16 protein-coding genes are annotated in these 18,445 nt (G+C 62.4%); 11 read left to right on the top strand and 5 right to left on the bottom strand.

Going from position 1 to position 18,445, the window contains the following annotated elements; all coding sequences use genetic code 11:
• Positions 1-31: 31 nt before the first annotated feature.
• Positions 32-2,629 carry a DNA gyrase subunit A gene (gene gyrA, locus MacB4_RS06290; RefSeq protein ID WP_206863050.1) on the top strand — a complete coding sequence of 866 codons (2,598 nt, stop codon included), beginning with the start codon at positions 32-34 and terminating at the stop codon, positions 2,627-2,629.
• Here the strand turns inward: gyrA and MacB4_RS06285 are convergent.
• Entirely contained in the window at positions 2,593-3,627 is a 1,035-nt protein-coding gene (locus MacB4_RS06285) for an L-threonylcarbamoyladenylate synthase (RefSeq protein WP_206863049.1), read from the bottom strand. The two genes, gyrA and MacB4_RS06285, sit on opposite strands and share 37 nt — an antisense overlap.
• 213 nt (positions 3,628-3,840) lie before the next feature.
• On the opposite strand from MacB4_RS06285, the gene MacB4_RS06280 reads away from it, so the two are divergent.
• The 3 genes from MacB4_RS06280 to MacB4_RS06270 all read left to right on the top strand — a co-directional run bounded on the left by MacB4_RS06280 (position 3,841) and on the right by MacB4_RS06270 (position 5,469).
• Positions 3,841-4,026 (top strand): hypothetical protein, encoded by a 186-nt coding sequence (locus MacB4_RS06280; RefSeq protein WP_206863048.1) that lies wholly within the window; start codon positions 3,841-3,843, stop codon positions 4,024-4,026.
• Between the two features lie 38 nt (positions 4,027-4,064).
• The gene (gene fmt, locus MacB4_RS06275; RefSeq protein WP_206863047.1) at positions 4,065-5,060 is read left to right on the top strand and encodes a methionyl-tRNA formyltransferase; all 996 of its coding nucleotides are present in this window, start codon (positions 4,065-4,067) and stop codon (positions 5,058-5,060) included.
• Positions 5,061-5,136: 76 nt separating this feature from the next.
• Entirely contained in the window at positions 5,137-5,469 is a 333-nt protein-coding gene (locus MacB4_RS06270; protein ID WP_206863046.1) for a hypothetical protein, read from the top strand.
• 72 nt (positions 5,470-5,541) lie between these two features.
• On the opposite strand, the gene MacB4_RS06265 is transcribed toward MacB4_RS06270, so the two are convergent.
• Entirely contained in the window at positions 5,542-7,041 is a 1,500-nt protein-coding gene (locus MacB4_RS06265; protein WP_242529139.1) for an outer membrane beta-barrel protein, read from the bottom strand.
• Between the two features lie 214 nt (positions 7,042-7,255).
• Between MacB4_RS06265 and MacB4_RS06260 the strand changes: the two genes are divergently transcribed.
• The 7 genes from MacB4_RS06260 to MacB4_RS06230 all read left to right on the top strand — a co-directional run bounded on the left by MacB4_RS06260 (position 7,256) and on the right by MacB4_RS06230 (position 16,343).
• Complete coding sequence (locus MacB4_RS06260; protein WP_242529138.1) at positions 7,256-8,650, top strand: nodulation protein NfeD; 1,395 nt, start codon at positions 7,256-7,258, stop codon at positions 8,648-8,650.
• A complete protein-coding gene (locus MacB4_RS06255; RefSeq protein ID WP_206863045.1) occupies positions 8,647-9,108 on the top strand; it encodes an NfeD family protein in 462 nt (153 codons plus the stop codon). Before MacB4_RS06260 ends, MacB4_RS06255 begins: the two co-directional genes overlap by 4 nt.
• Positions 9,105-10,106: a flotillin-like protein FloA gene (gene floA / locus MacB4_RS06250; RefSeq protein ID WP_206863044.1), complete on the top strand. Its 1,002-nt coding sequence runs from the start codon at positions 9,105-9,107 to the stop codon at positions 10,104-10,106. The genes MacB4_RS06255 and floA overlap by 4 nt, the downstream gene beginning before the upstream one ends.
• A gap of 28 nt (positions 10,107-10,134) precedes the next feature.
• Positions 10,135-10,641, top strand: coding sequence for a hypothetical protein (locus tag MacB4_RS06245; RefSeq protein ID WP_206863042.1), 507 nt, complete (start codon positions 10,135-10,137; stop codon positions 10,639-10,641).
• Between the two features lie 88 nt (positions 10,642-10,729).
• Positions 10,730-12,166 carry an efflux RND transporter periplasmic adaptor subunit gene (locus tag MacB4_RS06240; RefSeq protein ID WP_206863041.1) on the top strand — a complete coding sequence of 479 codons (1,437 nt, stop codon included), beginning with the start codon at positions 10,730-10,732 and terminating at the stop codon, positions 12,164-12,166.
• 2 nt (positions 12,167-12,168) lie between these two features.
• A complete protein-coding gene (locus tag MacB4_RS06235; RefSeq protein WP_206863040.1) occupies positions 12,169-15,411 on the top strand; it encodes an efflux RND transporter permease subunit in 3,243 nt (1,080 codons plus the stop codon).
• Between the two features lie 182 nt (positions 15,412-15,593).
• Positions 15,594-16,343, top strand: a complete 750-nt coding sequence (locus tag MacB4_RS06230; protein WP_206863039.1) for a sulfite exporter TauE/SafE family protein — start codon at positions 15,594-15,596, stop codon at positions 16,341-16,343.
• A gap of 75 nt (positions 16,344-16,418) precedes the next feature.
• Here the strand turns inward: MacB4_RS06230 and MacB4_RS06225 are convergent, their stop codons facing one another.
• From MacB4_RS06225 to MacB4_RS06215, 3 genes are all read right to left on the bottom strand, one after another.
• A complete protein-coding gene (locus tag MacB4_RS06225; protein ID WP_206863038.1) occupies positions 16,419-17,561 on the bottom strand; it encodes an NAD(P)/FAD-dependent oxidoreductase in 1,143 nt (380 codons plus the stop codon).
• Between the two features lie 62 nt (positions 17,562-17,623).
• Positions 17,624-17,866, bottom strand: a complete 243-nt coding sequence (locus MacB4_RS06220; RefSeq protein ID WP_206863037.1) for a sulfurtransferase TusA family protein — start codon at positions 17,864-17,866, stop codon at positions 17,624-17,626.
• A gap of 46 nt (positions 17,867-17,912) precedes the next feature.
• Positions 17,913-18,326: a DsrE/DsrF/DrsH-like family protein gene (locus MacB4_RS06215; protein WP_206863036.1), complete on the bottom strand. Its 414-nt coding sequence runs from the start codon at positions 18,324-18,326 to the stop codon at positions 17,913-17,915.
• Between the last annotated feature and the right edge of the window lie 119 nt (positions 18,327-18,445).

Raw genomic sequence — 18,445 nt, 5'->3', positions numbered from 1 at the left:
CGTTACGAAACGTAAGGAGAACGAAGATCGTATGCCGGATGGCACAACGGGTGGCGATGGGCAGCCCCTGCTGGGAGCAGAGCGTTTCGAAGCGCGCGATGTCTCCGAGGAGATGCGCAGCTGCTTCCTCGACTATGCGATGTCGGTCATCATCGCCCGGGCGCTCCCGGACGTGCGCGACGGCCTAAAGCCCTCGCAGAGGCGCATCCTCTACTCGATGCACGAGCTCGGGCTCGCTCCCAATCGGAAGCATCTCAAATGCGCCAAGATCGTCGGCGAGACCATGGGAAACTACCATCCTCATGGGGATCAGGCGATCTATCCGACCCTGGTCCATATGGCCCAGCCGTGGGCGATGCGCGACCCCTTGATCGACGGGCAGGGGAACTTCGGGTCGGTAGAAGGGGATCCTCCCGCCGCGATGCGGTACACCGAAGCCCGTCTGACGCATCTTGGCGCGCTCCTCATGGCGGACATGGACAAGGATACGGTCGACTTCGTCCCCAACTACGATGAAACCCGGACCGAGCCGGTCGTCTTCCCGGCGGCTTTTCCCAACCTGCTGGTCAACGGGAGCACGGGCATTGCGGTGGGGATGGCGACCAACATCCCTCCGCACAATCTCGGAGAGCTCGTCCAAGGGGTCTGCGCTCTCATCGACAACCCGGCGCTCTCCGCGGAGGATCTCCTCGAGTTTGTGAAGGGACCGGATTTTCCGACGGGAGGGATCGTGGTCGGCCAGGAGGGGATTCGGAATTATTTCCTGACGGGCAAGGGGAGCATACGGCTTCGGGCACGTCTCCATGTGGAGGAGTTGCGGAACGGGAGAGCAACGATCATCGTCGACGAGATTCCCTTCAACGTGAATCGCGCGACCCTGGTGGAGCGGATCGGTGATCTGATCACCGAAAAGCTGATCGATGCCAGCGACGTCCGGGATGAATCCGACGAGAACACCCGGGTTGTCATCGAGCTGCGTCGCGACGCGGTGCCCAAGGTCGTCGAAAATAATCTCTACCGACTGACTCCCCTCGAGACGATCTTCGCCGTCAATTCGCTGGCGATCGACGGAGGGCGGCCTCGCACCCTCAATCTCAAGGAGATGCTTCTCGCTTACCTGGAGCATCGGAGAGAGGTCGTCCTGCGGCGAAGCCGCTTCGAGCTCCGGAAGGCGGAAGAGAGGGCGGAAATCCTGGAGGGCTATCTGATCGCCCTGGCCAACCTGGACGAGTTTCTCCGCATCATTCGGGGAGCGGCCAATCGCGAAGCGGCTCGGATCGAGCTGGGGGGATATGAGTTTACCCGGGAACAGGTGGAAGCCTTCGGCATCGTCGTTCGCCATGCGGAGCGGCTCGAGAGCGGCCGATACGTACTCTCCGACGCGCAGCTCGATGCGATCCTCGATCTTCGCCTCTACCAGCTCACTGGCCTGGAGAGGGAAAAGATCATCGAGGAATATCGGAAGCTCATGGAGCGGGCTCGCGAGCTTGAGGAGATTTTAGGGAGCGAAGCGCGGGTGCTCTCCTTGATTCGAACAGAGCTCCTGGAGGTGGCCGCCAAACGCGCGACCCCGCGGCGGACGGAGATCGTTCCGGCGGAAGGGGAGGTTGCCTTCGAAGACCTGGTGGCCCGGGAATCGGTCGTCATCACCCTGACCCACAAGGGCTACATCAAGCGGACCGGCCTGGCCAATTACCGGGTGCAGCGGCGCGGCGGCCGAGGGGTGATCGGAATGGTGGCCCAGGAAGGGGAGAGGACCGAAGAGAACGACTTCGTGGAGCATCTGTTCACCGCTTCCACGCACGATCACCTGATTTTCTTTACTACAGCGGGGCGTGCCTACATCGAGCGGGTCTATGAAATCCCGGAGATGGCGCGAGCGGCCAAAGGGAGAAGCATTGCGAACGTGCTTGAGCTGGCACCGGATGAGGAGATTGCCGCCCTCCTTCGTGTCGGCTCCTCCGCTTCCGAGGACGGGGCGGCTTGGGATCGTCCGGGGTTCCTCTTCTTTTGCACCGCTCTGGGACAGGTGAAAAAGACCCCCCTTTCCGAATTCGCCCATATGCGCAAGAAGGGGATTCGGGCCATCCACATCTCGGAAGGCGACCGGCTCATCGACGTGAAGTTCACCACGGGAGATCGCGAAGTCGTCTTGATCACGCGGGAGGGCTTGAGCATCCGCTTTCCCGAGGAAGACGTCCGTTCCATGGGCAGGACCGCTGCGGGGGTGCGGGGAATTCGCTTGGGAAGGGAAGATCGAGTGGTGGCGGCCGCCGTGGTCGATCCTGCCGCCATGCTCCTGGTGGCCGGCTCCAATGGGCTGGGCAAGCGAACCGATTTCGACGAATACCGCCGCCAAGGGCGAGGGGGCAAGGGGGTCATTACCATGAGGATGACCAAGAGGACCGGGGAGGTCGTCGCCGCGCTGTCGGTCGTCGATGGGGATGAGTTGATGCTGCTGACGCAGAGAGGATTGACGGTGCGCATGCCGGTCAAGGGGATCCGGCGCGTCGGCCGCAATACCCAAGGAGTCCGCCTCCTGTCTTTGGATCAAGGCGATCGGCTGATCAGTGTCGCCCGGATCGTGCCCGATCAGGAGGAGGAAGGGGAAGCGGGGCTGCTCGCGTAGCCGCCCTCGGGAAGGTTTCCAGAGGAGGCAGAGGCGTCGGCTGCTTTCCGCAGCCGCTCGTTGATCGCACACCCAAGCCCGCGATCGGGCAGGAGCACGGCATAGATCCGTCTCAGGCCACAATCGTCGAGCTCGTGGAGCTGTCGAAAGAGGTTCCCCGCCGCTTCGTCCAGCCGATAGGTAAGGGAGAGGCTGCGGCAGAGGGAAAACCCTTCCGGGCAGGGCCCCCAAGCGAGGAATCCGGCCTCCTTGCGTTCGGGGAGAAGGATCGCTTCGGGGGTCCGGACGAGAAAGAGAGGCGTGCGCAGCATGTAGTGACGATGGGAGAGGCATGGGGAATCCGTCTCGCGATCGACGGAGCCGATCTCTTCCTCCAGGAGCTCCTGAGGGATCCCCCCGAGCCGGATCAAGATGGGCCGCCGGTGCACAAGGGAGACCACCGTCGATTCTACGCCGACACGGCAGGGCCCCCCATCGAGCACGAGGGCGATCTCCTCCCCGAACTCGTCTTCGACGGCGCGCGCCGTGGTCGGGCTCAGGTGGCCGGAGCGGTTGGCACTGGGAGCGGCCAAGGGGCCGCCAAAGCGCTCCAACAGGGCGAGAGTGAGCGGGTGATCGGGGATGCGTACCCCTACGAACGGGAGGCCCGCCGTGAGAAGGTCGGGAAGCGCCTCCGCGCGCTTGCGCAGAATCAAGGTGAGCGGCCCCGGCCAGAAGCGGGCCGCGAGACGAGCCGCACTCTCGGGAACGTTGGCCAGCAGGCCGAAGGCCATTTCGGAGGAGCCGCAAAGGACGCTGATCGGCTGGAAGGAGGCGCGCCCCTTTCGTTCGAAGAGCCGGGCCACGGCCACGGGATTGGTCGCATCGGCGGCGAGCCCGTAAACCGTTTCCGTCGGCACGCCGACGAGCTCTCCCGCATGTAGGAGCGCTGCGGCCCGATCGAGGATCGAATCGATGTCGGGTGCCAGTGACCCGTCTCCGGTGCGGCCTGCCTTCATCGGAACTTCGCTTACCCCATCTTCCAGGCGGTTCGAGCGGCGGTGCATCCGATCGCGCCGATCCCCGCACCCGGATGAGAGGAGAGGGGCCAGATGGCCCGACCACCAATTGCCTTGCGGCTCATCCTGAGCAATGAGTAAGTTTAACTCATGAGCGGTTCGTTCGAAAGCTTTTCGGCTTCTGCCCTTTACTGCTCTTCGTGCGGAAAACCCATGGCTGTCCGGGAACGACTCCTGCTCGTCTTGCCGGGGAAGGAGATCTACGATTATCTCTGCACGGGCTGCGGGGCCTCGCTCGGGCAGCGGGAGGTCGTTGCTTCGCCCGGGGAGCCTTCGCGCTTGGCGGCACCTTTGCATCATCCCCACCGGCATCGGCATCGGGGACACCGCCGAGCGTAGCGCGGCAAGGGGCCGTCGTGAGGCTTTCTTCTGGGAACATGAAAGTCGTCTTTATCGGGTCGGGTGAGTTCGGGATTCCTAGCCTTCGAGCGCTGGCCGTCCACCGGGACTATCGGCTCCAAGGGGTCATCACGCAGGTCGATCGGCCTGCGGGAAGGCACCGCCTCCCCACCCCTTGCCCAGTCAAGTCTGCCGCCCTCGAGCTCCGGCTGCCCATCTTCCAGCCAGAAAAGATCGGTGCCCCGACCGCTGTCGAGCAGATCCGCTTCCTGCAACCGGACGTCCTGGTGGTTGTCGCCTATGGGCAGATCCTTTCACGGGAGGTGCTCGAGCTTCCGACCCGCGCTGCGCTCAACCTGCATGCGTCGCTGCTCCCCCGCCATCGGGGTGCGGCGCCGATCCAGGCGGCCATTCGAAGCCGCGACCGGGAGACCGGGGTCTCCGTGATCTGGATGGATGAGGGACTGGATACGGGTGATATCCTGTTGACCAGGAAGATCCTGATTCGCTCCACCGATACGACGGCGACCCTGCAGCAACGATTGGCGAAACTGGGGTCCCGGGCCATTGTGGAAGCGCTCGACCGCCTGGAATCGGGTGCTGCCGAACGGGTGCCGCAGGACCCGTCCCGAGCGAGCTACGCGAGAAAGTTGCGCAAGGAGGATGCGGAGATTGATTGGACGCGGGACAAGTGGGAGATTCACGCACACATTCGGGCGATGAACCCCTGGCCGATCGCCTACACATCGCTTCGGGACGGCGGACAGGCGCGGATCCTGAAGATCTTCGGCGCCATCGTATCGATTCGCGCTTCCGGGAGGCCGGGCGAGGTCGTACGGATCGATTCGCACGGGATCCTCGTAGCCGCAGGGGGAAGTGGGGGTCTCTTGCTGCGCGAGGTGCAGCTCGAAGGCAAGCGGCGGATGGCTGCGGCCGAATTTGCGCGGGGGATGCGGCTGTCGGTCGGGTCGGTATTCGGAGGAGAAGGTCTCCCCGTCGGCTATGATCGTGCTGCTGGCGGAACTCTTTCTTGACGGGCGGCTCTCGACCCGTCCCGAGCGAGCCGAATTCCTCGTAGAAACCCTCTGCCGCACTGGAGGCGGAGGGAGTATGGAAGAGCTGTGGACCCCTTGGGAGCTGCCGGCACAAGCGGGAGGGCTGCGAACCCGCAAGCGGTCCGCCGGGCAGCTCGCACGGTGCCTTGAGCCGGGATCGCACGGCATCTGCCTCTTGGGCGATGCACTTTGGAATCGCATGGCGCTCGAAAGCGGGCGCGTGAGGGAGATCCACATCCGATGGCTCCCGGAATTCGGTCATGGGGACGCGGACCCCTTGGTCTCCGGATACGAGCCGCCAGAAGGAAGGGCACGGCTGCCGTTAGGCCTGATCCGATGGCGGAAGGCAAGAGACGGCACGATCCTGGCTCACTACGCGATCCTCTGAACGAGACCCAAAGAGCCGGGCGGCGGTGGCTCTCGCGGGGAACGAGGGGCCCGGCTCGCTTGGTTCCCCCGCTTAGTAGCTATAGACGAATTCGAGGGCGCCGAGGAAGATGGGGCCGTTGCCGGAGTAGAGAAGGGCACTTGGGGAGGTAGTGCCTTGGTAGGGATAGCCGTAGTAGCCCATGACACCGAGGCCCCAGTCGATTCTTCCTTCGAGCCGCATCATGAAGTTCTCGGCGAGGTCGAAGGCCAAGGTGGCGGTATACTCCCAGATATCGGTGGGGGCGTTGTGGCCGGCCAGGATGCTGTTCCAGCCCGCCTGCATCCATTCGGCGCGTTGGGAGAGGCTGACGATCGAGTTGAACTGGTACTTCATGTGGAGGGCGGCGCCATACCAGTTGGAGGGGCCGCTGTAGAGGCCCATTGGCAATCCGCTGACCGCGGGAGAGACGTAGCTCACGTCATTGTTGTAGAAGCCCCCGGTCAACTCGAAGCCCAGGAGGAGCCGGTCGTGGGCGAACTTTGGGGCCCAGGAGCCCCAGACATCGCCCAGGAAGAAGGCGTTGTTCTGGTTGAAGGGCCCCTCTCCGCGAATCCCCTGTGCGATGCCGTAGGGCTGGGCTACCCCATTGATCGGAGAGGCTCCGAAGCCCGGAGGATTGACCCCGTTGAACCCGTACATCGCAGTCGCGCTCAGGATCGCGTTCTTCCCCTTGGCCTCCCACTGCCCGTTCCAAAAAAGCAGATAGGCATCGTTGCTATCGATCGTGTTGTTCAAATAACCGTTGTAGAGGTAGCCCCCACGGGAGACATCGAAGCCTCCGTCGGCCACCCCGAAGCGAGTCGACCACTGGTCGTCAAAATGGTAGATCGCCTGCATCCCCGTGAGCGTCGTCGGCAAAAGATTGCTGAAGAGCAGCCCGTAGCTGAAGTCGAGGTTCACCGGCCGCTCCACCACCTCGTAGCCCGCCGGATCGACAAACTTCCCAATCCGAATGTCGAGCCCGTTGCCCACCGGTACCCGGAAGACCACGTAGGCCTGCTCCAACCAGAAGCTCGAGGTGTTGAAGAGCACCAGCGAACTGGCGTTGGTCCCCAAGCCCCCAATCGTGTCCGGAGCCCCAATCGAAGCATCCTGCCCCACGATCAGATCCGCCCGAAACCCCGCCTGCCACCGGTTCTCATCGGTAAGCGGCTTCTCCAGGGCCAGCTTGAAGGCGTTCATGTTGAAGCCCCCGCCCGGAATCCCATCCACCGGCTCCCGCCCCGGAATCGCCGGATACCCTAAAGCCTGCCCCGCCGCATTGGTCGGCCCCGCATACCCCGCCGGCGCCGCAAAACCAGGCACCTGGTTAAACGATGGCGCGTTGATCGCGTTGTAGGTGTAGCTCGCATCCACATACCCCGATAAGACAATCCCCTTGGTGTTCGCCTGTACCGGTATCCCCTGATCCTCCAACCGCTTGATCAGCTCCGCTACCTGCGAGCTCTGCGAGCTGGCATCGGTCGTTCCGCCCGAGGCATCGGAACCGCCGGTTGCCGCGCTCGCCGAAAGCGGGGGTGCGATCCACAACAGAAGCGCGGCGAGCCCACAGATTGACGGGAGGAATGGATGGCCCTCTCTCGACGAGGAGCCAGACCTGCACGGAGAAACGAAGCCGGTAGACATCGCCCGATCGGATCCTGACTTTCGCCAGAAGCCTGGCCCAAGAGGCGCGGGCGTGTCAATGCTCTTTGGGGCCGGGATTGACGGCAGGAGATCATTGGCGGAAGGTGAAGGAGAGCTTATGTGGAGTAGGGTTCGATCAAGGCTCTCCTGGAAGCTCCCTTGGATTGTCGCTGGCTTGCTCCAAGCGACTTCGGCGTTCGCGGACCACTTGGTCTACGTGATCCCGGTGCATGGCGAAATCGATCCAGCGCTCATCTACCTCGTCCGTCGCGGGGTGAAAGAAGCGGTCGCCCAAGGAGCCTCTGCACTGGTGCTCGACCTCGATACCCCCGGCGGGCGGGCGGATGCCATGGAGGAGGCGATTCGGATCGTCGAGCATTTCCCGAATCAGGAGGCGACCTACGCTTACGTCAACCCCAAGGCGCTTTCGGCGGGCGCCTTCCTTGCGGCGGCCACCCGCCATATTTATATGGCCCCCGGCTCGGTCATCGGTGCCGCCACCCCGATCTTGGTCGCTCCGGGAGGCGGGTCGGTTCAGCCGCTTCCCGAAAGCTACGAGAAGAAGATTCTTTCGGCCTACCAAGCTCTCGTCCGGGCTACGGCGCAGCGTCACGGCCATCCCCCGGCGGTCTTTGAAGCCATGGTCGATCGGGAAAGCGGCCTGGTGATCGACGGGGCCACCCTTCTCCCGAAAGGAAAGGTCCTGACGCTGACCGACGTCGAGGCGGGGCACCGCTTCGGCAATCCTCCCCGACCTCTGTTGTCGGAGGGAACGGTCGCGGATCTCCAGAGCCTGGTGGGCACGATCGGCGGCAAGCAGCTCCGGGAGCTGCGCCCCACGGGTTTCGAGCGCCTTGGTCGCGGACTGATGGCCGCAGGCCCACTATTGCTGGGGCTTGGCCTGCTCTTGGGCTACTGGGAACTCAAGACCGGTGCCTCTTTCGGACTGTTTGGAGCTGGCGCCCTGCTCTGCTTCCTTCTCTACTTCTTTGGCCACTACCTGGCCGGCTTGAGCGGATGGGAACCGCTTTTTCTTTTTCTCGTCGGGGTGGGGCTCATCGTCCTTGAGCTCCTCTTCCTTCCGGGCCTTCTTCTGCCGACGATGGTCGGGTCGATTCTCGTCCTTCTGGGATTGCTCTATGCGATGGTCGATCGCTATCCCAAGGAGGCGCTCTGGATCGGGGCCGAAGCGCTCGCCCGACCTCTCCTCCTGCTTCTGCTGGCCATCATGGGAGCCGTGGCCATAGGGGCGATCGCCGCACGATTTCTCCCGGCGCGGCGCCTCGGGATGGGTCTGGATGGGATCTCGGCGGAAAAGATCGTTTCGCCCGTTCATCCCGGCGAGGAAGGGGTTGCGATCACGGTCTTGCGGCCGTCGGGTGCCGGTCGCTTTGGGGAAAAGGTTGTCGACGTCGTGACCCCCGGAGCTTTCGTCCCCGCAGGGAGCCGGTTGCGGATCGTTTCGGTGGAGGGAGCCCGGGTCGTTGTCGAGGCGCTAGGCGAGGAGGGATGATCGCGATTCTCTTTTGCCTTTTGGCGGGCTTGGTCTTATTCGGCGCCGAGCTCTTCTTTCCCAGCACGATTCTGGGATTGCTGGCGCTCGTCGCCTTCCTGACAGGAGTTGTCGTCGCCTTTGCCCGTTCGGGATGGGGAGCGGGCCTGGCGGTGCTCGCGGCGAGCCTTCTCTTCTCCAGCGCGTTCCTGTGGGCCTGGCTCCGGTTCCTGCCCAAGAGTCGCCTCGGCCATCGGATGGCGCTCGAGTTCCGCAATCCGTCCGGCGTCGGGCGCCCTCATTCGGATCTGGTGGGTCACGAGGGGCTTCTTGTTTCGCCTTGCCATCCCATCGGGGTCGCCCTATTCGAGGAGAAGCGGACAGAGGTTGTTGCGGAGAGCGGATTTCTGGAGGAAGGGACCAGGATCCGCGTGGTGGGATGGCGTGACGGCCACTGGATCGTGGAGGCCACAGCATGATCTCTCTATTCTTGCTCGGTTTTCTCTCCCTGGTTGCCCTCGTCTTTGCCGTTCTCGTGATCAATTTTGTTGGCATCTGGGTCCGCGCCTTTATCTCCGGGGCCTGGGTGAGCCTCTTCAACCTGGTGGCCATGCGGTTGCGGGGTATCCCTCCTTCCCTCATTGTCAACAATCGCGTCACTGCGGTCCGATCCGGCCTCGATCTGAGCACCGCTCAGCTCGAATCCCACTACCTGGCGCGCGGCAACGTGGAGCAGGTCGTCCGTGCTCTGATCGCGGCGGACCGAGCGGGGATCTCCCTCGATTTCAACCGGGCGTGCGCCATCGATCTGGCTACGATCGGCACCGGGAAGAGCGTCTTCGAAGCCGTCCGGACCAGCGTCAATCCCAGGGTAATCGACTGTCCGAATCCGGCGTCCGGGCAAAACACGATTGCGGGCGTGGCCAAGGATGGGATCGCGGTGAAAGCGCGGGCCCGAGTCACCGTTCGCACCAATCTCGAACGTTTTGTCGGGGGAGCGACCGAGGAGACGATCATCGCGCGGGTCGGAGAAGGAATCGTCACGACGATCGGCTCGGCGCTCAATTACAAGGAGGTCCTGGAGTACCCCGATCGGATTTCGAAGACGGTTCTTCAGAAGGGACTCGATTCCGGGACAGCTTTCGAGATCCTCTCGATCGATATCGCAGAGGTCACCATCGGGGACAACATCGGGGCGAAGCTTCAGGCCGAGCAGGCGGAAGCGGACAAGCGGGTTGCTCAAGCGAAAGCCGAGGTGCGGCGTGCGGCGGCCGTCGCCCTGGAGCAGGAGATGCGCGCCAAGCTCGTCGAGGCGGAAGCCGAAATCCCTCTGGCGATGGCGGACGCTTTCCGGAAAGGACATCTCGGGGTCATGGACTACTACCGGCTGCGCAACGTCCAGGCCGATACCGCGATGCGCTCGAGCATTGCGGGCGAGCCTCCGGGGACGAGTCAAGAGAGCTTGCCCTCTTCGTAGGCCAAAGGCGAACCATTTGGGGGGAACGATGCTCGACTCGCTCGCGCCTTCTGCCGTCGCACCCATCCTGGGAGCGGGGATCCCGTTTTCGACGGAGTGGGGCACTCTCCTTGCGATTCTCCTCCTGCTGGCGATCCAGACGGCTCTCGCCTACCGCCGCGGGAAGGTCGAGCCCCTTCCGCGGGGCGGAGAGCGACGGCCCTCTCCCGTGCGCACCTCCACGCCGCAAGCGGAGCGAGCCGGGGCAGACGCTCCCCGAGGGGCCGCTCAGGAAATCCCGACTGCCGCGGCTCCCTCGATTCCTGGAGAGCTTGCACCTAGGGGTGAAGCACTCGACTCCGACCATGGAGCCATTCCTCCCTCGCCAGTAGCGGAAGCTTCTTCGACTCCCCCTCGCTCCAGGGCAGCGAGGTCATCCGTCGCAGTCCTCCGTCGGCTTCGCGAGCCGATGGGAGCGCGGGAAGCCTTCCTCGGGGCCGAGATCCTCTGGAACCCTCCCGTGGCATTGCGGGAGCCCGGCAACGCGGGTCGATGAGAGGCGCAACGCCGGACTCCGCGCTGCCGCTGCGAGGGTTTCCGCAGGAAGGGGTGTTTTTCTTTGCCAGAGCCGGTTCTTTGCATCCATGAATCACTTGCGACCTTTGGCAGCCCTTCTTCTTGCTTTCGGCCTGTGGGGCTGGCTCGAAGCCGGTTCGGCCTCCGCAGATCCGGAGGCTAAGCAACGGATTCTCTATTACACCTGCACCATGCACCCGAGCGTGCGTTCTCCCTCTCCTGGCAAGTGTCCGATCTGCAGCATGGACCTGGTTCCGGTTCGAGCAAGCGGATCACTTTCAGGGAAAGCCGCGGAGACCGCCACCGCCGGAGCACCCTTTCGGACTGAGCAGCTCTCTTCCTCTCCTTCGCTCCCGTCGACCAGCCCTTTTTTTGTCCCTCCCGAGCGGCTGCAAGCGATCGGCATCCGGACGGGCGTAGTCGAGCGGCGGCACCTGGTGCGTGAATTGCGTGCCCCCGCCCTCATCGCCGTCGACGAGTCGAAGGAGGTCGATATCAACGTGAAGGCGGGTGATGGATATGTCATCAAGCTCTACGCCGACTATCTCTGGAAAGAAGTCCGCAAAGGAGAAAGGCTGGCGACGATCCTCTCCGAGAACTGGGTCCAAGCCCAAATGGACTATATCCGCGCCTACCGCGCCTGGCGGAGAAGCCTGCTCGTCCAAAAGGCCAACCCGATCCTTCTCGACCAGCAGTTCGAGCATATCCGGAACCGAATCCGCGTCTGGGATCTGACCGACGCACAGATCCGGGAGCTCGAAAGTCATGCGTGGAGCATGTCGACCAATGATGTTCGCACCGGAAAAGGGATTCACGGGACCTTCGATCTTCTCTCTCCGGTTTCCGGCCATGTGCACGAAAAGAATGTCGTCGAGGGGATGCGCTTCTCGGCGGGACAAACGCTCTTCCGGCTCATCAGTCTTTCTCGTGTCTGGGTCCTTGCGCAATTTCCGGAAGATCAGGCGCCTTTTATTTCCGAAGGCCAGCCGTGCGAGGTGACCCTGCCCGCCCTGCCCGGAGAACGATTTCGGAGCCGAATCGATTTCGTCCAACCTCATTTCACCGAGACGGTGCGCCGGCTGCAGGCGCGGATCATTCTCTCCAACCCTGGTCACAAGCTGCGCCCGGGGATGTATGCCGATGTGGCGGCTCGGCTCGACTACGGAGTGCAGCTCGCCGTGCGGAGCGATGCGGTGATTCCGACAGGACGGCGCTTTGTCGTCTTCGTCGATCACGGGGGAGGGCATCTCGAACCCCGATTCGTCCGCCTGGGCGAGAAGCTCGACGACGACTACCCGGTGCTGGCCGGGCTCCAAGAGGGGGAGCGTGTCGTGACAGGTGCCAACTTCCTCATTGAAGCCGAGTCCCGTGTCCAGGGGGCCTTGCAGATCTGGTCCGGGGAACAGCCCACCGAAGGAGGGTCGGTGCCCGGGAAGGCGGTTCCGTCCGCGCCGCCGGCGGATCATCACCATTCCCATGGGATGCCGGGAATGCCCGGGATGTAACCATGTTGGATCGCCTCATCGACTGGAGCGGGCGCAATCCATTCCTGGTCAGCATACTGGCCGCCTTTGGCCTTACCTGGGGAATCTTGGCGCTGCGGAATTCTCCTCTGGATGCCATTCCGGATCTCTCCGACGTCCAGGTGATCGTCTACACCGAATGGCCCGGACGGAGCCCGACGCTCGTCGAGGATCAGATTACCTATCCGATCTCGACACTTTTTCTTTCGGCGCCGAAGGTGAAGTTTGTCCGTGGCGAGTCGATCTTCGGGAAGTCGTTTGTCTACGTGATCTTCGAAGATGGAACCGATCTCTACTGGGCTCGGTCGCGCGTGCTCGAGTATCTGAACGGTGCCCGGAGCCGACTGCCGGAAGGAGTCAGCCCCACCCTGGGACCGGATGCGACCGGTGTCGGCTGGGTCTTCGAATACGCGCTCGTCGATGAGTCGGGAAGGCACGACTTGGCCGAGCTCCGCTCTTTTCAGGATTGGACCCTCCGCTACGCCCTGGCTTCCGTTCACGGCGTCTCCGAGGTGGCGAGCGTTGGCGGCTATGTCCGCCAATACCAGGTGAACCTCGACCCGGGTAAGCTCGTGGCCTACGGGGTCCGCTTCTCGGAGGTCGTCGATGCGGTTCGCAAGGGCAACCGGGACGTCGGCGGAAAGAGCTTCGAGATCTCCACCATGGAGTATTACATTCGCGGGCGGGGCTACTTTCAGTCCCTTGCGGATGTGGGGAACGCAGTCGTGCGCACCGACCCGCGGGGCTTTCCCATTCTTGTCCGGCAGCTGGGGAGTCTCACGCTTGGGGGGGATCTGCGGCAAGGGCTCGCCGAGCTGGGCGGGAAAGGAGAAACCGTCGGCGGCATCGTCGTCATGCGCCATGGCGAAAATGCGCTGCGGGTGATCGACGGCGTCAAGCAAAAGCTGAACACCCTCGAAAGCTCTTTCCCTCCCGGCGTCCGAGTGTTGCCCACCTACGATCGCTCCGAGCTCATCCTTCGATCGATTCACACGCTCTGGAAGAAGCTGATCGAGGAGTGCCTCGTCGTCAGCCTGGTCTGCATTCTCTTCCTCTGGCATATTCGGAGCGCTCTTGTGGCGATCCTCCTCCTCCCGGCGGCGATCGTGCTCTCCTTCATCCCCTTTGGCGGCCTGCGGCTGACCGCGAACATCATGTCGCTGGGAGGCATTGCCATCGCGATCGGGGCCATGGTCGACGGTGCGGTCATCATGGTGGAAAACGCCCACAAGCGGTTGGAAGAAGCCAGGGAGAAGACGGGGAAGGATCCGCGTGGGGCAGAACGGTTGCGGGTCGTGCTCACCGCCGCCAAGCAGGTGGGACGACCTCTCTTCTTTTCGCTTCTGGTGATCACGGTCTCCTTTGTGCCGGTCTTCGCTCTCGAGGCTCAAGAGGGCCGTCTCTTTCGTCCGCTCGCCTTTACCAAGACCTTCGCGATGTTTTTCGCCGCCGTGCTCTCGGTGACCCTGGTGCCCGTGCTGATGCTCTGGTTTGTCCGGGGGCGCATCGTTCCGGAAAGACGAAACCCTCTCAACCGGCTTCTCCTCGCCCTCTACGGCCCCATCCTCCGCCTGGTTCTCCGCCACGGCGTTCTCGTGCTTCTCCTCGCGCTTGTAGTGCTCGGCTCGACTCTCTACCCGCTTCGTCGCTTGGGAGCGGAGTTCATGCCTCCGCTCAACGAGGGGACCCTGCTCTACATGCCGACTGCGGTACCTGGCGTGGCCATTGCGGAGGCGGCGCGCATCCTTCAGACGCAAGACCGGATCATCGCCCAGATGCCCGAGGTCGCCACCGTCTTTGGGAAGGTAGGGCAGGCAGATACGGCGACCGATCCGGCCCCGCTCTCGATGACCGAGACGGTGGTGACCTTCCGGCCGGAAGCCGAGTGGAGGAAAGGGATGAGCTGGAACAAGCTCCTTGCGGAGCTCAATCGACAGCTCCAGTTTCCCGGGGTCGCTAACATCTTTTGGATGCCGATCCAGACTCGCACCGAGATGCTGCAGACGGGCTTTCGGTCCAATCTGGGAATCAAGATCTTCGGTTCCGACCTCGCTGTGATCCGCGATTTGGGGGAGAAGATCGAGCGTGCTCTTTCCGGCTTCCCCGAAACTCGAAGCGTCTTTGCGGAGCGGGTGGAAGGGGGGAGGTACCTGGATATCCAGGTGCGCCGCGAAGCGCTCGCGCGCTACGGGTTCACGGTCGAGGACGTGAACCAGGCGATTGAAGGAGCGATTGGCGGCAATACCGTAACTGTCACGGTAGAGGGGCGGGAGCGATACCCCGTGAGCGTCCGCTACAATCGAGACTTTCGGCAGGATCCGCTCGCACTCTCTCGCATCCTCCTGGGCGAGACACCTCCAACCGTTTCAGCCGACTCCTTGTCCCGAAGCTTGCCGGGGGCACCGCTCTCCGGCGTTCAGGTTCCTCTGGGTGAGCTGGCGGATATCCATTTTGCCTTTGGTCCGCCCGAGGTTCGGAGCGAAAATGCCCAGCTCGTCGGCTTTGTCTTTGTCGATAGCACGGCCAAAGATCTTGTTGGCTACGTTCGCCGAGCCGGTGCGCAGATCGCCCGGAACGTAGCCTTCCCTCCCGGGTATTACGTCGAATGGGCCGGTTCTTATGAGTACTTCCTCCGTGCGAAGCATCGTCTCTTCCTCCTGATTCCCCTCACCCTGATGATCATCTTGATCTTGCTCCACTTGAACACGCGATCGGCCAGCCGAACCCTGCTCGTGCTGCTCGCGGTCCCATTTTCCCTGGTAGGAGCTTTCTGGCTGCTCTACTGGCTTGGCTACAACCTGAGCGTCGCCGTGGCTGTCGGGTTGATCGCCCTGGCCGGCCTCGACGCCGAGACAGGGGTCGTCATGCTTCTCTACTTGGATCATGCCTATGAAGAGCGGAGTCGCGAAGGGAGGATGCGGTCCCGTGCTGACCTGCGCGCGGCGATCGAGGCGGGCGCTCTCGGCAGGATCCGGCCGAAGATGATGACCATCTGTGCGATTCTCTTCGGGCTTCTTCCCATCCTTTGGAGCCAGGAAACCGGGGCGGACGTGATGAAGCGAATCGCGACACCGATGGTGGGCGGGATCGTGACCTCGGGGGTGCTCGAATTGCTCCTCTATCCGATCCTCTACCTGCTCTGGCGCGGCCGAAGCCTGCCGAACGGGGACGGCTCTTCCGAGGCTGGACTCGACCTTGGTTCGGCGGCGAGACCGACGCGATCTTAAGCTGAAAGCCGAAGAGACCAAGGAAGGCGGGGAGGCGCTTTCCCGAGATCGACGAGAGGCGCCCGGTGTGCTCTCCTTTCCCGCATGCGCCTCTCCGATTGCGGAAGACTGCCAAAGACCGATGACGGCGGGAAAGCTTGAAGCTATAAACTGAATATCTATAGACAAAATAGACAATACGCGTGACAAAATTCTACTTCCTCGGCTTCTGCATCGCCTTTCTCATCGGGTTGACCGGAGTCGGGGGAGGCACGCTCACGGTCCCCATCCTTCTCTTCCTTGGGATCGAGCCGGCAGTGGCAGTTGGCGTCGCGTTGGGATTCTCGGCGCTGATCAAGATCCCGAGCTCCCTGATCTATTTTTTGAAGAGGGATATCAACCAACGGATTCTGCTCCTTCTCTCCTTAGGGGGGATTCCCGGGGTTGTGGCTGGCTCATTTCTGCTCGCCCACGTTTCGCGAAAAGGCCACCTCGGCTCGTTTATCCTGCTCGCGATCGGCTTGACGGTCGTCCTCTCCTCCCTGCTCAATCTCTGGTTTACTCTGACCGAGCACCGTCTCCATCTCCACCGCTACTTGCGATGGCTTCCCGCCTTTTCCTTCTTCATCGGGCTTGAGGTGGGGTCGTTTTCCGCTGGCGGCGGCGCCTTGGGGAGCCTTCTCCTTCTCACCTTGACCAAGCTCAGCCCGAGCGAGGTCGTGGGGACGGACATCGCCTTCGGCATGCTCCTCTCGCTGGTGGGCGGAGGCATCCACGCTCACCAGGGCTTGAGCGACTCCCAACTCATTTTCGCCATGGTTGCCGGAGGAATCCTGGGGGCAATCGGAGGCTCGTATGCCTGTACGATCATTCCCAAAAAGCCCGCCCGCGTCTTTCTGCTGGTCTGGCTGATCTTCGTCGGAAGCATGGTCGCCATCCGCGCAGTCCGATAGCCGGAGGGGCTGCCGGCACGTGATCGCATCGTGCCGCTCCTGTCTTTCGGCCAGCTTGCGATCCGGGCGATCCGGTCAGATGACCGCCGTCGGAACCAGATACCAGTAGAGCTTGTTGAACGCCATCTTCTGGAGATGGCGAAATTCGTCGGGATCGTACACCGCCGGTGGGTGATCGTAATCGAAATCGAGGATGGTTGCCTTCCCGTAGCCCGAATCGATGAAGCAGGTGACATGCCCATGATAGGTCGCCTTCCCGGGAGCGGGCTCCTCGTGGCGAATCATACCCACGATCTGCTCGACGATCACCGGTGCCTCGAAATGCGCGGTGCTCCCCGCTTTGCTGATCGGCAGGTTGGTCGTGTCGCCCAGCGCCCAGACGTTGGGGAGCCCATTCACGCGGAGGGTGCTGCGGTCGGTATTGACCCATCCGTCGTCATCCGCCATCGGATGGCCTCGAAGGAAGGCGGCACCCTTATGGGGCGGAGTCATCACGAGGATGTCAAAAGGAAGCTCGGTTCCTTCCAGGCTCTTGACGACCTTCTTTTCGGGATCGACCGATTCGAGATTGAAAAACGTTTCCGCGCGGATGGAGCGCTGCTCGAAAAGAGATCGCACCACGGGGACCACGCTCTGGATCTGGAAGACATCGTTCAACGGGAAGGTGTAGACCATCTCGGTGTTGGACCGGATCCCCTTGCGGGTGAGAAAGGCTTCCGCAAGAAGAGTAAACTCGAGAGGTGCTACCGGGCACTTGTAAGGGATGCCACCCACTCCCACGACGATGCGTCCGCCTTCAAACTCGCTGAGCTTATGGTAGAGACGATAGGCTCCTTCCGGCGTGTAGAAGTGATCTGAGCCAGCGACGAATCCCTCCACGGTCTCGGGACAGGCGATGGAGCCGGTCGCAATGACCAGGAAGTCGTAGGAGAGAGCTTCCCCTTTGGCGGTACGGAGCAGCTGCTTCTCGGGAAGCCATTCGGAAATCGTGTCGATCCGAAATTTGACGTTTGGATTCAGCAACTTGCGCTCCGAGCGCGCGATCTTTCTCGGATCCTCCTCGCCAAAGGGGATGTAGAGCTGTGCAGGCTGGTAGTAGTGGAGCGGGGAATCGCTGACCACCTCGATGGAGGCATCTTCGGGCCGCAATCCATGGGCGAGCCGGTTGGCCACGATCGTTCCTCCGGTTCCGCCACCGAGGATGAGGATGGTTTTCATGATGCTCAATTCCTTCTCTCTCTCTGGAAGAATCTACCCGAGCGCCGTAGTGCGCGTTTCACCTAGTGATTCTTGCGGCAGAGGAAACGGGTTGCTCCGGGGGCAACCTCCTCCGTTCCGACGAGCTCGTAACGGGCCTTCTGGATCCATGCGGGAATGTCCTTCTTGCTGCCCTCGTCGCCGGAAATCACCGCGACGACCTCCCCCACGTTCGCCGAGCGAACCAGCCGGATCATCTCCATGAGCGGCCCCGGGCAGAAGCTTCCCCGCGCGTCGCTCTCCTTCGCAATCTTCACCCCTTCCATGATGTCCTCCGTTGTTTCCGCAGTCTTTCGATGAAGGAAGCGTGGCTCACAGGAAAAGAATTTGCCCGTCCGCAGCCTCCTCGACGAAATGCGCGACCCCCACAATCTCGCTCACGATCGGCTCCAAATCCTCCAGCTTGATCGACAGGAGGTCCATCGTGAGCCCGCACGCCTTCACTTTCACGTTGCCGATCTCCATGGCGCCCTGCAGCGTCTCGAGCCAGCTAGGCGCTTTCTTCTCCTCCAAGACGCGCAGAAATTGCTCTCCGTAATCCTCGAAATCCTTGCTGACGCGCCGGTTCTGCTTCCAATCCCCCTTGCGGAGCGCGAAGAGACCGTAGAAGGTTGCGAAGATGGTTACCTCCTTTTGCATGGCCGCAGCACCGGAAGCCATGACGGAAGCCGCCATTAACTTATCCACTGTGCCGGAAAAAAGGACGATCGACAGTTTCTCGCTCATGGAAATCTCCAGGTTGGAATTCGGATTGAGTCCCTCTGCTTGACATGACAATGCTCGCAATCGAGCTGCCGCCGGTCAAGCCAAAAGTCCCATCGGGTTTTCCGGAGGACCACGACGAG

This window comes from Methylacidimicrobium sp. B4, from assembly GCF_017310545.1.
In the GTDB taxonomy this organism is placed as follows: domain Bacteria; phylum Verrucomicrobiota; class Verrucomicrobiia; order Methylacidiphilales; family Methylacidiphilaceae; genus Methylacidimicrobium.
This window is presented reverse-complemented; position numbering and strand designations above follow the sequence as displayed.

Excerpts from the sequence above, each read along its gene's own strand:
- gyrA (WP_206863050.1), top strand. The coding sequence starts at position 32 with ATGCCGGATGGCACAACGGGTGGCGATGGGCAGCCCCTGCTGGGAGCA.
- MacB4_RS06285 (WP_206863049.1), bottom strand. The coding sequence starts at position 3,627 with ATGAAGGCAGGCCGCACCGGAGACGGGTCACTGGCACCCGACATCGAT.
- MacB4_RS06280 (WP_206863048.1), top strand. The coding sequence starts at position 3,841 with ATGGCTGTCCGGGAACGACTCCTGCTCGTCTTGCCGGGGAAGGAGATC.
- fmt (WP_206863047.1), top strand. The coding sequence starts at position 4,065 with ATGAAAGTCGTCTTTATCGGGTCGGGTGAGTTCGGGATTCCTAGCCTT.
- MacB4_RS06270 (WP_206863046.1), top strand. The coding sequence starts at position 5,137 with ATGGAAGAGCTGTGGACCCCTTGGGAGCTGCCGGCACAAGCGGGAGGG.
- MacB4_RS06260 (WP_242529138.1), top strand. The coding sequence starts at position 7,256 with ATGTGGAGTAGGGTTCGATCAAGGCTCTCCTGGAAGCTCCCTTGGATT.
- MacB4_RS06255 (WP_206863045.1), top strand. The coding sequence starts at position 8,647 with ATGATCGCGATTCTCTTTTGCCTTTTGGCGGGCTTGGTCTTATTCGGC.
- floA (WP_206863044.1), top strand. The coding sequence starts at position 9,105 with ATGATCTCTCTATTCTTGCTCGGTTTTCTCTCCCTGGTTGCCCTCGTC.
- MacB4_RS06245 (WP_206863042.1), top strand. The coding sequence starts at position 10,135 with ATGCTCGACTCGCTCGCGCCTTCTGCCGTCGCACCCATCCTGGGAGCG.
- MacB4_RS06240 (WP_206863041.1), top strand. The coding sequence starts at position 10,730 with ATGAATCACTTGCGACCTTTGGCAGCCCTTCTTCTTGCTTTCGGCCTG.
- MacB4_RS06235 (WP_206863040.1), top strand. The coding sequence starts at position 12,169 with ATGTTGGATCGCCTCATCGACTGGAGCGGGCGCAATCCATTCCTGGTC.
- MacB4_RS06225 (WP_206863038.1), bottom strand. The coding sequence starts at position 17,561 with ATGAAAACCATCCTCATCCTCGGTGGCGGAACCGGAGGAACGATCGTG.
- MacB4_RS06220 (WP_206863037.1), bottom strand. The coding sequence starts at position 17,866 with ATGGAAGGGGTGAAGATTGCGAAGGAGAGCGACGCGCGGGGAAGCTTC.
- MacB4_RS06215 (WP_206863036.1), bottom strand. The coding sequence starts at position 18,326 with ATGAGCGAGAAACTGTCGATCGTCCTTTTTTCCGGCACAGTGGATAAG.